This is a genomic window from Pseudomonas sp. MF6747 (genome assembly GCF_963890955.1).
In the GTDB taxonomy this organism is placed as follows: domain Bacteria; phylum Pseudomonadota; class Gammaproteobacteria; order Pseudomonadales; family Pseudomonadaceae; genus Aquipseudomonas.
Genome location: NZ_CAWPSZ010000013.1, coordinates 84,908 through 97,880 on the forward strand (window position 1 = coordinate 84,908; position 12,973 = coordinate 97,880).

General features: G+C 60.7%; 9 protein-coding genes. All 9 read right to left on the reverse strand.

Annotated elements, in window-relative coordinates:
• Positions 1-8 precede the first annotated feature (8 nt).
• Entirely contained in the window at positions 9-1,031 is a 1,023-nt protein-coding gene (locus tag AACW30_RS15185; protein ID WP_164487925.1) for an ABC transporter permease, read from the reverse strand.
• The gene (locus tag AACW30_RS15190; RefSeq protein ID WP_106580113.1) at positions 1,031-2,089 is read right to left on the reverse strand and encodes a microcin C ABC transporter permease YejB; all 1,059 of its coding nucleotides are present in this window, start codon (positions 2,087-2,089) and stop codon (positions 1,031-1,033) included. Before AACW30_RS15190 ends, AACW30_RS15185 begins: the two co-directional genes overlap by 1 nt.
• Complete coding sequence (locus AACW30_RS15195) at positions 2,089-3,951, reverse strand: extracellular solute-binding protein (RefSeq protein ID WP_119735356.1); 1,863 nt, start codon at positions 3,949-3,951, stop codon at positions 2,089-2,091. The genes AACW30_RS15190 and AACW30_RS15195 overlap by 1 nt, the downstream gene beginning before the upstream one ends.
• A 130-nt stretch (positions 3,952-4,081) precedes the next feature.
• Positions 4,082-4,363 carry a peptidylprolyl isomerase gene (locus tag AACW30_RS15200; RefSeq protein ID WP_010210937.1) on the reverse strand — a complete coding sequence of 94 codons (282 nt, stop codon included), beginning with the start codon at positions 4,361-4,363 and terminating at the stop codon, positions 4,082-4,084.
• Positions 4,364-5,470: 1,107 nt separating this feature from the next.
• Complete coding sequence (locus AACW30_RS15205) at positions 5,471-7,084, reverse strand: ABC transporter ATP-binding protein (RefSeq protein WP_106578707.1); 1,614 nt, start codon at positions 7,082-7,084, stop codon at positions 5,471-5,473.
• 1 nt (position 7,085) lies between these two features.
• Positions 7,086-8,105 (reverse strand): ABC transporter permease, encoded by a 1,020-nt coding sequence (locus tag AACW30_RS15210; RefSeq protein ID WP_106578708.1) that lies wholly within the window; start codon positions 8,103-8,105, stop codon positions 7,086-7,088.
• Between the two features lies 1 nt (position 8,106).
• Positions 8,107-9,180, reverse strand: coding sequence for a microcin C ABC transporter permease YejB (locus tag AACW30_RS15215; protein WP_119741592.1), 1,074 nt, complete (start codon positions 9,178-9,180; stop codon positions 8,107-8,109).
• Positions 9,181-11,013: an extracellular solute-binding protein gene (locus tag AACW30_RS15220; RefSeq protein ID WP_106578710.1), complete on the reverse strand. Its 1,833-nt coding sequence runs from the start codon at positions 11,011-11,013 to the stop codon at positions 9,181-9,183. It lies immediately after the preceding gene.
• Positions 11,010-12,839, reverse strand: coding sequence for an extracellular solute-binding protein (locus tag AACW30_RS15225; RefSeq protein ID WP_119741596.1), 1,830 nt, complete (start codon positions 12,837-12,839; stop codon positions 11,010-11,012). Before AACW30_RS15225 ends, AACW30_RS15220 begins: the two co-directional genes overlap by 4 nt.
• Positions 12,840-12,973: the final 134 nt, after the last annotated feature.

The following is a 12,973-nucleotide window of genomic DNA, read 5'->3' on the forward strand; positions in this document are numbered from 1 at the left end:
GCAGTCACTCATGAGCGGGGGTCGAAGGCATCACGCAATGCCTCGCCGATAAAGACCAGCAACGACAGGATCAGCGCCAAGGTGAAGAACGCCGTCAGGCCCAGCCAGGGCGCCTGCAGGTTCTGCTTGCCCTGGGCGATCAGTTCGCCCAGCGACGCGCTGCCTGCCGGCATGCCGAACCCGAGAAAATCCAGGGCGCTCAAGGTGGAAATCGCCCCGGTCAAAATAAACGGCAGGTAGCTCAAGGTGGCGGTCATGGCATTGGGCAGGATATGCCGGCGAATGATTTTGCCATCGCCCAGGCCCAGGGCACGTGCGGCCTTGACGTATTCCAGATTGCGCCCGCGCAGGAACTCGGCGCGCACGACGTCCACCAGTGCCAGCCAGGAAAACAGCGCCATGATCCCCAGCAGCCACCAGAAATTCGGCTCCACGAACCCTGACAGGATGATCAGCAGGTACAGCACCGGCAGCCCGGACCAGACTTCCAGGACGCGCTGGCCCAGCAAGTCCACCCAGCCGCCGTAATAACCCTGCAAAGCGCCGGCGGCAATGCCGATGGCGGCGCTGATGGCGGTGAGCGCCAACGCGAACAGGATCGACACGCGCGCGCCAAAGATCACCCGCGCCAGCACATCGCGCGACTGATCATCGGTGCCCAGCCAGTTCACCGCCGAGGGCGGGCTGGGGGCAGGGCGGCTCAGTTCGTAATTGGGCGTGTCATCGCTGAACGGGATCGGCGGGAACAGCATCCAGCCTCCGTCCTGCTTGATCAGCTTTTGCACGTAGTCACTGCGGTAGTCGGCCTGGAACGGCAATTGCCCGCCGAACTGCTGCTCGGTGTAACGCTTGAACACCGGGAAATACAGCTCGTTTTTGAAACTGAGCACCAAGGGCTTGTCGTTGGCGATCAGCTCGCCGCCCAGGGTCAGGATAAACAGGCCGATAAACAGCCACAGCGACCACCAGCCACGACGGTTTTTCTTGAAGCGCTCGAAACGCCGACGCGCCACCGGAGACAAATCAAGCATCAGGCGTTCCTCGCGGCGAAGTCGATACGCGGGTCCACCAGGGTGTAGCAGAGGTCACCGATGAGTTTTATCAAGAGGCCAAACAGGGTGAAAATAAACAGCGAGCCGAACACCACCGGGTAGTCACGGGACACGGCGGCTTCATAGCTCATGCGGCCCAGGCCGTCGAGGGAGAAAATCACCTCGATGAGCAGGGAGCCGGCGAAGAACACGCTGATGAACGCCTGGGGAATCCCCGAGATCACCAGCAGCATGGCGTTGCGAAATACGTGGCCATACAGCACGCGTCGTTCGCTTAAACCCTTGGCGCGCGCAGTGACCACGTATTGGCGGGTAATTTCATTCAGGAAAGAGTTTTTGGTCAGGATGGTCAGCGTGGCGAACCCGCCGATCACCAGCGCGGTGACCGGCAGCACCAGGTGCCAGAAGTAGTCGGCAATCTTGCCCACGGTGCTCAGCTCTTCGAAATTCTCCGAGACCAGCCCGCGCACCGGGAACCAGTTCAGCGACGTACCGCCGGCGAACACCACAATCAGGAACATCGCAAACAGGAACGCCGGCATTGCGTAACCGATGACGATGGCGGTGCTGCTCCACACGTCAAAACTGCTGCCGTGGCGCACCGCCTTGCGAATTCCCAAGGGGATCGACACCAGGTAGGTGATCAACGTGGCCCACAGGCCGAGGGAAATCGTCACCGGCATCTTTTCCAGGATCAGGTCGATCACCGTCGAGCCGCGAAAGAAGCTGTTGCCGAAGTCCAGCTGCGCATAGTTCTTGAGCATCAGCCACAGGCGTTCCGGGGCGGGCTTGTCGAAGCCGTATTGTTTTTCGATGTCCTTGATCAGTTTCGGATCCAGGCCGCGGCTGGCGCGGGAGCCGCTGATACTTTCGCCGGAACCGCCGCCGATGCCGCCGCCGCCAATCCCTTGCAAGTGCGCGATGGCCTGTTCAACCGGGCCGCCGGGTGCGGCCTGCACGATGACGAAGTTGACCAGCAGGATGATCACCAGCGTCGGAATGATCAGCAGCAGGCGCCGCACGATATAGGCAAACATCAGCGGGCCCCTCCACGTTTTTTCAACTCGGCGTTCATTTGTTCATTGGTCAGTGGTGTGGGGCTGATTTCCCACCAGGTTTCCAGGGCTTCGTCGTTCTTGGCCTCGATCGCCGGCCGGCCGAAGCGGTTCCACCACGCGGCCGAGGTGCCGGGCGGGTAATAGTTTGGGATCCACAGGTAATTCCATTGCAGCACACGGTCCAGGGCATGGGCGTAGGTGAGCATCTGCGCCTGGGTGGTGGCCTTGACCAGGCCGCTGATCAGCGTGTCGACGGCCGGGTCTTTGAGCACCATGTAGTTATTGGCGCCGGGGTCGTAGGCCGCCTGCGAGCCGAAGTAGTTGTACAACTCCAGGCCCGGCGAGGTGGTGACCGGGAAGCCCACGACGATCATGTCGTAATCACGGGCCATCATGCGGTTCACATACTGCGAGGAGTCAATGCGGCGGATATTCAGGGTGATGCCGATCTGTGCCAGGTTGCGCTTGTACGGCAACAGCAGGCGTTCCAGGCCGGGCTGGGCATTGAGGAAAGTGAACTCCAGCGGCTCGCCGTCGGCGTTGACCAGCTTGTCACCCTTGGGTTTCCAGCCCGCCGCTTCCAGCAGTGCCAGGGCTTGCAACTGTTTGTCGCGAATCATGCCGCTGCCGTCGGTGACCGGCGCCTTGAACACCTGGGTGAACACCTCAGCGGGCACTTGGTCGCGCAGCGGTTCAAGAATGGCCAGTTCTTCCTGGGTTGGCAGCTGGCTGGCGGCCAGCGGGCTGTTGGAAAAATAGCTCTGCTGGCGAATGTACAGGTTGCGCATCATCTGCCGGTTGGCCCATTCAAAATCCCACAGCATCGCCAGGGCCTGGCGCACGCGGCGGTCCTTGAACATCGGCTTTTGCACGTTGAACACATAGCCCTGGGCCGGTTGCGGCATCTCTTTGGCCAGGTGCGCACGTTGCAGGCGGCCGTCGTCCAGCGCCGGGCCGTTGTAGCCGATGGAATAGCCGGTGGCGGAGAACTCACGGTTGAAATCGTAGGCACCGCCGCGCAGCACCTGACGGGCCACTTCGGTATCGCCGAAGTACTCCAGGCTCAGGTGATCGAAGTTGTACAGGCCACGGCTGACGGGCAAGTCCTTGCCCCACCAGTCCGGGTCGCGGGTGAAGGTGATGGTGCTGCCGGAGTCGATCTTGCTGACTTTATACGGGCCGCTGCCGAGCGGGGCTTCGTAGCCGCCGCCGTTGGCGAAGTCGCGGGTTTTCCACCAGTGCTCGGGAAACACCGGCAGGGTGGCGATATCCAGCGGCAGGGTGCGGTTTTCATTGCTGGAAAAATCGAAGCGCACCTGGCGCTCGTTTTCGACTTCGACGTGCTTGACGTCGGCGAACAGGGTGCGAAAGCGCAGGCTGCCCTGGGTCATCAGCAGGTCGAAGCTGTAGCGCACGTCTTCGGCGGTGATCGGCTTGCCGTCGGCGAAGCGCGCCTTGGGGTTCAGGTAGAAGCGCAGGGACAGGCCGTCGTCGGCGCGCTCCATCTTCTCGGCGACCAGGCCGTAGACGGTGTAGGGCTCATCCAGGGAGCGCTGGGCCAACGGGGCGTAGAGCCAGCCGTCGACCTGAGAGACGCCGATGCCTTTGTCGATGTACGGCAGCACATGGTCAAAACGCCCGATCTCGATGGCCGAGCGCCGCAGGCTGCCGCCTTTGGGGGCGTTGGGGTTGGCGTAGTCGAAATGGGTGAAGCCGGCGGGGTACTTGGCCGGTTCGCCGTAGACCGTGAGGTAGGTCTGCGGGGCCGCGATCACAGCGGTGCTGGCCAGCAGCAGGGCCAGGGCGGAGCTGCAGAATTTTATGGAAAAAGCCAATCGCATTGTCAGCCTTGAGCGCCGGGTGAAGAAGAATAGAGATGTGTACGTTATCGGCTTAAGCCTTGCCAGTCATCACATGCACAACGGCCCACCAAAAGGCGGGCCGTTGTTTATAGCATCAGCACAGACTGGATCAGTCCTGGCGGCTGGTGACTTCCAGCAGGTGGTAGCCGAACTGGGTCTTGACCGGGCCTTGCACGGTGTTGACCGGGGCGCTGAAGACGACGGTGTCGAATTCTTTGACCATCTGGCCTGGGCCGAACGAACCGAGGTTGCCGCCGTCGCGGCTGGACGGGCAGCTGGAGTTGGCTTTGGCGATTTCTGCGAAATCGGCGCCGCCTTCGATCTGGGCTTTGAGTTCGTTGCACTTGTCTTCAGTGGACACGAGGATGTGACGGGCGGTGGCTTTGGCCATGGGGAATAACTCCTTGAATAAAAAGGGTGAGCGTACCGGATTCAGGCGGTTATTTGTTGGCAAAGTTCCGTTGGGTTTGGGTGGGGGGTATATCCGTTGCTGCGGTAACGGCCACTTAGGGTTCCGCTCTTACAGCGGGTCACTTTTGGCAAACGCCCCAAAAGTAACCAAAAGGTCTTTGCCCCACCACTCGGCACCTCGCTTAGGCTCGGTGTGCCCTCACTCCGGCTTGAATCCGTGGGCCGCCGCGACGGGCCATCCATGGCCCAACGCGGCTAACCCGGCGTCCTGCCGGGTTACCCACGGATTCAAGCCTGCGTTCGGCCAGCGTGGTTGACGGGGCCTGTCAGATCAAAAGCAAGATCAAGAGCAGAGCACGGCGGCCTAGTAGCCGACCTGAGTTGTTGAAGCAAAAGCAGGGCAACAGCACAGCAACAGCACAGCAACACACTTCTATTTGATGCACAGAGTTCTAAATGTGGGAGCGGGCTTGCTCGCGAAGGCGGTGTTTCAGACACACATGAGCTGACTGACCCACCGCCTTCGCGAGCAAGCCCGCTCCCACAGTTTGACCGAGTGCAGCCGCCAGCACTGCACCGCACTGCTTTTGCTTTTCTGTGGGAGCTGGCTTGCCTGCGATGCAGGCACCTCGGTCTATCAGATACACCGGGTTGATGCCATCGCAGGCAAGCCAGCTCCCACATTTGATTGAGTTCAGCTCTCAGAATCAGGTCGGCTGTCAGGCCGCCTCGCCTTCGCTTTTGATCTAACCACTCAGGTCGGCTACTAGGCCGCCGTGCTCTGCTTTTGATCTTGATCTTGATCTGCTTTTGACTTTGATCTTAGGCGCCCCGTTAAACCACGCTGGCCGAACGCAGGCTTGAATTCGTGGGTAACCCGGCAGGACGCCGGGTTAGCCGTGTTGGGCCATGGATGGCCCGTCACGGCGGCCCACGGATTCAAGCCGGAGTGAGGGCACACCGAGCCCAGGCGAGGTGCCGAGTGGTGGGGCAAGAGCCCTTTGGTTACTTTGGGGCTTTTCCAAAGTGACCCGCCGTAAGGGCGGAACCCATCTCAGCCATCACCCAATAACGGATATACACCCCGTCACGCCCGTACCCCAGCGGGCACCAAAAACGCCGCCTCCAATAACTGCCGCGTATAAACATGCTGCGGCTCAGCAAAAATCGCCGAAGCCTCCCCCTGTTCCACCACCTGCCCATGCTTGACCACCATCAACTGGTGACTCAACGCCTTCACCACCGCCAAATCATGGCTGATAAACAGGTAGGTGAGGTTGTACTTGGCCTGCAAACTGCGCAACAACTCCACCACCTGCCGCTGCACCGTACGGTCCAGCGCCGACGTCGGCTCATCCAGCAAAATCAGGCGTGGCTTGAGCACCAACGCCCGGGCGATAGCAATCCGCTGCCGCTGCCCCCCGGAAAACTCATGCGGATAACGATGCCGCGACTCCGGATCCAGCCCAACCTCACGCAGCGCCGCAATAATCGCGGCCTCCTGTTCAACAGCCGTGCCCATCTTGTGAATCCGCAACCCCTCGCCAACAATCTCGCTGACACTCATCCTCGGGCTCAAGCTGCCAAACGGGTCCTGAAACACCACCTGCATTTCTCGCCGCAACGGGCGCACCTGCTGCTGAGTCAGCCGGTCCAGCTGCTGGCCCTCAAAACGAATCCCACCTTTGCTGGCAATCAAACGCAGAATTGCCAGGCCCAAGGTGGATTTGCCCGAACCGCTCTCGCCGACAATGCCCAGGGTTTGCCCTTGGGGCAGGCTGAAATTGATACCGTCCACCGCCTTGACGTAATCCACGGTGTTACGCAAAAAACCCTTCTTGATCGGAAACCACACCTTCAGGTCATCAACCTCCAGCAAGGGCGGCCCGACGTCATTGGTCGCCGGCCCGCCACTGGGTTCCGCCGCCAGCAACTCCTGGGTGTAAGGGTGCTGAGGCGCCTGGAACAGCGTCTCGCAGTCAGCCTGCTCGACGATGCAACCCTTCTGCATCACGCACACGCGGTGGGCGATGCGCCGCACCAGATTCAAGTCATGGCTGATCAGCAACAACGCCATGCCAAGGCGCGCCTGCAACTCCTTGAGCAGCTCAAGAATCTTCAACTGCACCGTCACGTCGAGGGCCGTGGTCGGTTCATCCGCGATCAACAACTCTGGTTCGTTGGCCAGGGCCATCGCGATCATCACCCGCTGCCGCTGGCCGCCGGACAGCTCGTGGGGCAAGGCCTTGAGGCGCTTGTGCGGCTCGGGAATGCCCACCAGCTCGAGCAGTTCCAGGGTGCGCCGGGTGGCGACCTTGCCAGTGAGCCCCTTGTGCAGGCCGAGCACTTCGTTGATCTGCTTTTCAATCGAATGCAGCGGGTTCAACGAGGTCATCGGCTCCTGGAAGATCATCGCAATACGGTTGCCGCGAATATGCCGGATGGTTTTTTCTTTGAGCGTCAGCAGGTCCTGCCCGGAATAGGTGATGGTGCCGGCCGGGTGGCGGGCCAGCGGGTAGGGCAGCAGGCGCAGGATCGAGTGGGCAGTGACCGATTTGCCCGAGCCGCTTTCGCCGACCAGGGCGAGGGTCTCGCCGCGTTTGATATCGAAATTGACGTTATTGACCACCCGGTGGTGATGGTCGCCGGTGACGAACTCGACACACAGGTCGCGGACTTCGATCAGATTGTCCTGATTCATCTCATTTCCTCGGGTCGAAGGCATCGCGAGCGGACTCGCCGATAAACACCAGCAAACTCAACATGATCGCCAGCACGGCAAAGGCACTGATGCCCAGCCACGGCGCTTGCAGGTTGGATTTGCCCTGGGCCACCAGTTCGCCCAGCGACGGCGAGCCGGCTGGCAGACCGAAACCGAGAAAATCCAGCGCGGTGAGGGTGCCGATGGCGCCGGTGAGGATGAACGGCATGAAGGTCATGGTCGACACCATGGCATTGGGCAGGATGTGCCGGAACATGATCGCGCCGTTCTGCATCCCCAGCGCGCGGGCCGCGCGCACGTATTCGAGGTTGCGCCCGCGCAGGAATTCGGCACGCACCACATCGACCAGGCTCATCCACGAAAACAGCAGCATGATCCCCAGCAGCCACCAGAAGTTGGGCTGCACAAAGCTGGCGAGGATGATCAACAGGTACAGCACCGGCAAGCCGGACCAGATCTCCAGAAAGCGCTGCCCGGCGAGGTCGACCCAGCCACCGTAGAACCCCTGCAAGGCGCCGGCGATCACGCCGATGATCGAGCTGAGCACGGTGAGGGTCAGGGCGAACAGCACCGACACGCGGAACCCGTAGATCACTCGCGCCAAAACATCGCGGCCCTGGTCATCGGTGCCCAGCAGGTTGACCGAAGAGGGCGGGGCGGGGGCCGGCACTTTCAGGTCGTAGTTGATGCTCTGGTAGCTGAACGGGATCGGCGCCCACAGCGTCCAGGCGTCCTTGGCCTTGAGCAGTTCCTGGATGTACGGGCTCTTGTAGTTGGCCTCCAGCGGGAATTCGCCGCCAAAGGCGGTTTCCGGGTAGCGCTTGAGCGCCGGGAAGTACCAGTCACCGTCGAAGTGCACGGCCAATGGCTTGTCGTTGGCGATCAACTCCGCGCCCAGGCTCAGTACGAAGAGGATCAGGAACAGCCACAGCGACCACCAGCCACGCTTGTTGGCCTTGAAACGCTCGAACCGACGGCGATTGAGGGGGGACAGGTTCATCTCAATGCTCCCGGCTGGCAAAGTCGATACGCGGATCGACCAGGGTGTAAGTGAGGTCGCCGATCAGTTTCACCACCAGCCCCAGCAAGGTGAAGATAAACAGCGTGCCGAACACCACCGGGTAGTCGCGGTTGATCGCTGCTTCAAAGCTCATCAGGCCCAGGCCGTCGAGGGAGAAGATCACTTCCACCAGCAACGAGCCGGTGAAGAAGATGCCGATGAAGGCAGACGGGAAGCCGGCAATCACCAACAGCATCGCGTTGCGAAACACGTGCCCGTAGAGCACGCGGTGGTGGGTCAGGCCCTTGGCCTTGGCGGTGACCACGTACTGTTTGTTGATCTCGTCAAGGAAGCTGTTTTTGGTCAGCAGCGTCATGGTCGCAAAGTTGCCGATCACCAGCGCTGTGACGGGCAGGGCCAAATGCCAGAAGTAATCGAGGATCTTGCCGCTCCAGCTCAGTTCGTCGAAGTTGTTCGAGGTGAGCCCGCGCAAGGGGAACCAGTCCAGGTAGCTGCCGCCGGCGAACACCACGATCAGCAGGATCGCAAACAGGAACGCCGGGATCGCATAACCGACGATGATCGCCGAACTGGTCCACACGTCGAAGTGGCTGCCGTGGCGCGTGGCCTTGGCGATCCCCAGCGGAATCGACACCAGGTACATGATCAGCGTGCTCCATAACCCGAGGGAAATGGACACCGGCATCTTTTCCTTGATCAGGTCGATGACTTTGGCGTCACGAAAGAAGCTGTCGCCGAAATCCAGTCGGGCGTAGTTCTTGACCATGATCCACAACCGTTCCGGCGCCGATTTGTCGAAGCCGTACATCTTCTCGATTTCCTTGATCAGCGCCGGGTCCAAGCCCTGGGCGCCGCGGTAGCTGGAACCGGCCACCGACACTTCGGCACCGCCGCCGGCGATGCGGCTGGTGGCGCCTTCAAACCCTTCGAGTTTGGCGATCATCTGTTCCACCGGCCCCCCGGGAGCGGCCTGGATGATGATGAAGTTGATCAGCAAAATCCCGAACAGCGTGGGGATGATCAGCAACAGACGGCGAACAATATAAGCCAGCATTTAATCGCCTCCGCTCGCCGGATCGGCGCTTGTGTCCAGGGTAACGGCTGGTTTTACGTCAGGTTTGGCCCACCAGGTCGCGGTGCCGACGTCGTAGCGTGGCGAGACTTTGGGGTGGCCCAAGTGATCCCAATAGGCCACACGGAAAGTTTTGATGTGCCAGTTGGGGATCACGTAGTAGCCGAACTGCAATACCCGGTCGAGGGCTTTGGCGTGGGCCACCAGACTTTTACGCGAGTCTGCATCGATCAGCTCTTCGACGAGTTGGTCGATGACCGGGTCCTTGAGGCCCATGTAATTGCGGCTGCCGGGTTTGTCGGCACTGGAAGACGCCCAGAATTCGCGTTGTTCGTTACCCGGTGAGGTCGACTGCGGGAAACTGCCCACCAGCATGTCGAAGTCGCGTGAGCGCAAGCGGTTGATGTACTGCGAGACATCAACGCGGCGGATCACCAGATTGATGCCCAGGTCCGCCAGGTTGCGTTTGAACGGCAGCAATACGCGTTCGAAGTCGGTCTGGGTCAGCAGAAACTCGATGGTCACCGGTGTGCCGGTGGTGTCGACCATCTTGTCGTCGACGATCTTCCAGCCGGCTTCTTGCAGCAACTGGTAAGCCTCGCGCTGCTGGGTTCGGATCATGCCGCTGCCGTCGGTTTTGGCAGGCGCGAACGCCTGGGTGAAGACTTCGGCGGGGAGCTTGTCGCGAAACGGTTCCAGGATTGCCGTTTCATCCGGTCCCGGCAGGCCGGTGGCGGCCATTTCAGAGTTTTCAAAGTAACTGCGGGTACGCGTGTAGGCGCCGTTGAACAGCTGTTTGTTGCTCCACTCGAAATCCAGCAGCAGGCTGATCGCCTTGCGCACCCGCACATCCTGAAACATCGGCTTGCGTGTGTTGAACACAAAACCCTGCATGCCGGTGGGGTTGCCGTTGGGGATTTCTTCCTTGATCAGCCTTCCTTCGGTGACGGCCGGGATGTTGTAGGCGTTGGCCCAGTTCTTCGCGCTGAATTCCAGCCAGTAGTCGAATTGCCCGGCTTTCAAGGCTTCGAGCGCCACGGTGCTGTCGCGGTAATAGTCAGTGATGCGGTTATCGAAATTGTAGAAACCCTGGGTGACCGGCAGATCCTTGGCCCAGTAATCCTTGACGCGTTCATAGCGAACCATGCGCCCGGCCTTGACCTGCGCCACCTTGTACGGCCCGCTGCCCAGCGGTATTTCCAGGTTGCCCTTGGCAAAGTCACGGGTGGCCCAAAAATGCTTGGGCAATACCGGCAACTGGCCGAGGATCAATGGCAACTCACGGTTATTGGTGCGCTTGAACTTGAACAGCACGCGCAGCGGGTCTTCGGCCACCACTTCATCAACGTCGGCGTAGTAGGTGCGGTAGAGCGGCGAGCCGTCCTTGAGCAAGGTCTGGAAAGTGAAGACGACGTCTTCGGCGCGGATCGGGTGCCCATCGTGAAAGCGCGCTTCGGGGCGCAGGTAGAACCGTACCCAGCTGTTGTCCGGGGCCTTTTCGATCTTGCCGGCCACCAGCCCGTATTCAGTCACAGGCTCGTCCAGGCTTTGCATGGCCAGGGTGTCGTAGATCAACGGCAGGTTGTCTGCGGGCACGCCCTTGCTGATGTAGGGGTTTAGGCTGTCGAAGCCGCCCATGCTCGATTCGCGAAAGGTGCCGCCCTTGGGCGCCTCGGGGTTTACGTAGTCGAAGTGCTTGAAGTCGGCGGGGTACTTGGGAGGCTCGTTGTAGAGGGTCAACGCGTGTTGCGGCGCGGCGTTGGCCGCGCTGCACAGCAACAGGCTGCTCAGGAATGCGGTGCGCAATTTCATCATTGGGCTTTCTCCGAAGCTTTCAGCCACCACGCGCTCAGGCCCAGGCTGTAAGGCGGCGTGGTGACAAAGGCGAACCGGTTGCGGTACGCCAAGCGATGATAGTTGAGGTACCAATTGGGAATACTGTAGTGCTGCCACAGCAGCACCCGGTCAAGGGCGCGGCCGGCGGCCAGTTGTTCTTCGCGGGTCTGCGCCGCCAGTAGTTGTTCCAGCAGGCGGTCGACCACCGGGTTGGCGATGCCGGCGTAGTTCTTGCTGCCCTTGATACTGGCCTGGCTGGAGTGGAAGTACTGCCACTGCTCAAGGCCTGGGCTCAAGGTCTGGTTGAGGGTGATCAGGATCATGTCGAAGTCGAACTGATCCAGGCGCTGTTTGTATTGCGCCCGGTCAACGGTACGCAGGCGTGCGTCGATGCCGATGCTGATGAGGTTCTCGACATACGGCTGCAGGATGCGCTCCAGATTCGGGTTGACCAGCAGAATTTCGAAACGCAGCGGCTGCCCGTCACTGTTGAGCAGGCGCTGTCCCGACAGCTTCCAGCCGGCTTCACCCAGCAAGGCCAGGGCGCGGCGCATGGTTTGGCGCGGAATGCCGCGGCCGTCGGTCTGCGGCAGGCTGAAGGCTTGCGTAAACAGGTTGGGCGGCAGCTGGTCGCGGTACGGCGAGAGCATCAGCCACTCATGGCCCACCGGTACGCCAGTCGCGGAAAACTCGCTGTTGGGGTAGTAACTCAGGGTGCGTTTATAGGCGCTGCTGAACAGGGTGCGGTTGGTCCATTCAAAGTCGAACATCAACCCCAGGGCCTCGCGCACCTTGGTCTGGGCGAAGGTCGGCCGCCGTGTGTTCATGAACAGACCCTGGCTCTGGGTCGGGATCTGGTGGGCGATCTGCGCCTTGATCACGTCGCCGCGGTTGACCGCCGGGAAGTTATAGCCGGTGGCCCAGTTCTTGGCCTGGTGCTCGATATAAATATCGAATTCGCCGGCCTTGAAGGCTTCAAAGGCCACGTCGCTGTCGCGGTAGAACTCCACCTCGACGTTATCGTAGTTGTAGAAACCCTGGTTCACCGGCAGGTCTTTGCCCCAGTAATCCTTGACCCGTTCGAACACCAACTGCCGGCCAGGCGTGACCTTGGTGATGCGGTAGGGCCCGCTGCCCAACGGTGGCTCGAAGGTCGTGGCCTTGAAGTCGCGGTTTTTCCAGTAGTGCTGGGGCAATACCGGCAGTTCGCCCAGGCGCAGGATCAGCAACGGGTTGCCGGCGCGCTTGAACACAAAACGAATGCGATGACGGTTGAGGATATCGACCCGCGCCACTTCCTGCAGGTTGGTGCGGTATTGCGGGTGGCCTTCGGTCAGCAGGGTGCGATAGGAAAACGCCACGTCATAGGCGGTGATCGGCTTGCCATCGTGGAAACGTGCTTCGGGACGCAGGTTGAACACCACCCAACTGCGGTCCTCGCTGTACTCCACCGACTGGGCGATCAGCCCGTAGCTGGAGGTGGGCTCATCGCCGGACGGCGCGTACTGGCCGGTGCCGACCATCAACGGCTCGTTCAGCTCATTGACGCCGTATTGCAGGAAATTGGGCGTGGAAACCGGGCTTGAGCCCTTGAAGGTGTAGGGGTTGAGCGTATCGAAGGTGCCAAATGCCATGACCCGCAGTGTCCCGCCTTTTGGCGCTGCAGGGTTTACCCAATCGAAGTGGGTGAATTTGGCCGGGTACTTGAGCGTGCCGAACTGCGTATAACCGTGGCTCTCGGTAATTGTCGCGTTCGCCGCAAAGCTCAAGGCCAGACTTATTAGTAGAAGGAGGGGACGCTTCAAGTCAGAGATCCGATCCAGGCGGCTTGGGCTTTATGATCGGTACAGTAACAGCTTGTTCCGGCTGGAAAAAGGCTGTTGGAAAGCCCCCGGTCAGGGGCCGATAAGGGTTTGAACGCTGTGCAGAACAAATGTGG

What these genes read in the sequence shown, in the direction of transcription:
- AACW30_RS15185 (WP_164487925.1), bottom strand. Translation starts at nt 1,031, where the DNA reads ATGCTTGATTTGTCTCCGGTGGCGCGTCGGCGTTTCGAGCGCTTCAAG.
- AACW30_RS15190 (WP_106580113.1), bottom strand. Translation starts at nt 2,089, where the DNA reads ATGTTTGCCTATATCGTGCGGCGCCTGCTGCTGATCATTCCGACGCTG.
- AACW30_RS15195 (WP_119735356.1), bottom strand. Translation starts at nt 3,951, where the DNA reads ATGCGATTGGCTTTTTCCATAAAATTCTGCAGCTCCGCCCTGGCCCTG.
- AACW30_RS15200 (WP_010210937.1), bottom strand. Translation starts at nt 4,363, where the DNA reads ATGGCCAAAGCCACCGCCCGTCACATCCTCGTGTCCACTGAAGACAAG.
- AACW30_RS15205 (WP_106578707.1), bottom strand. Translation starts at nt 7,084, where the DNA reads ATGAATCAGGACAATCTGATCGAAGTCCGCGACCTGTGTGTCGAGTTC.
- AACW30_RS15210 (WP_106578708.1), bottom strand. Translation starts at nt 8,105, where the DNA reads ATGAACCTGTCCCCCCTCAATCGCCGTCGGTTCGAGCGTTTCAAGGCC.
- AACW30_RS15215 (WP_119741592.1), bottom strand. Translation starts at nt 9,180, where the DNA reads ATGCTGGCTTATATTGTTCGCCGTCTGTTGCTGATCATCCCCACGCTG.
- AACW30_RS15220 (WP_106578710.1), bottom strand. Translation starts at nt 11,013, where the DNA reads ATGATGAAATTGCGCACCGCATTCCTGAGCAGCCTGTTGCTGTGCAGC.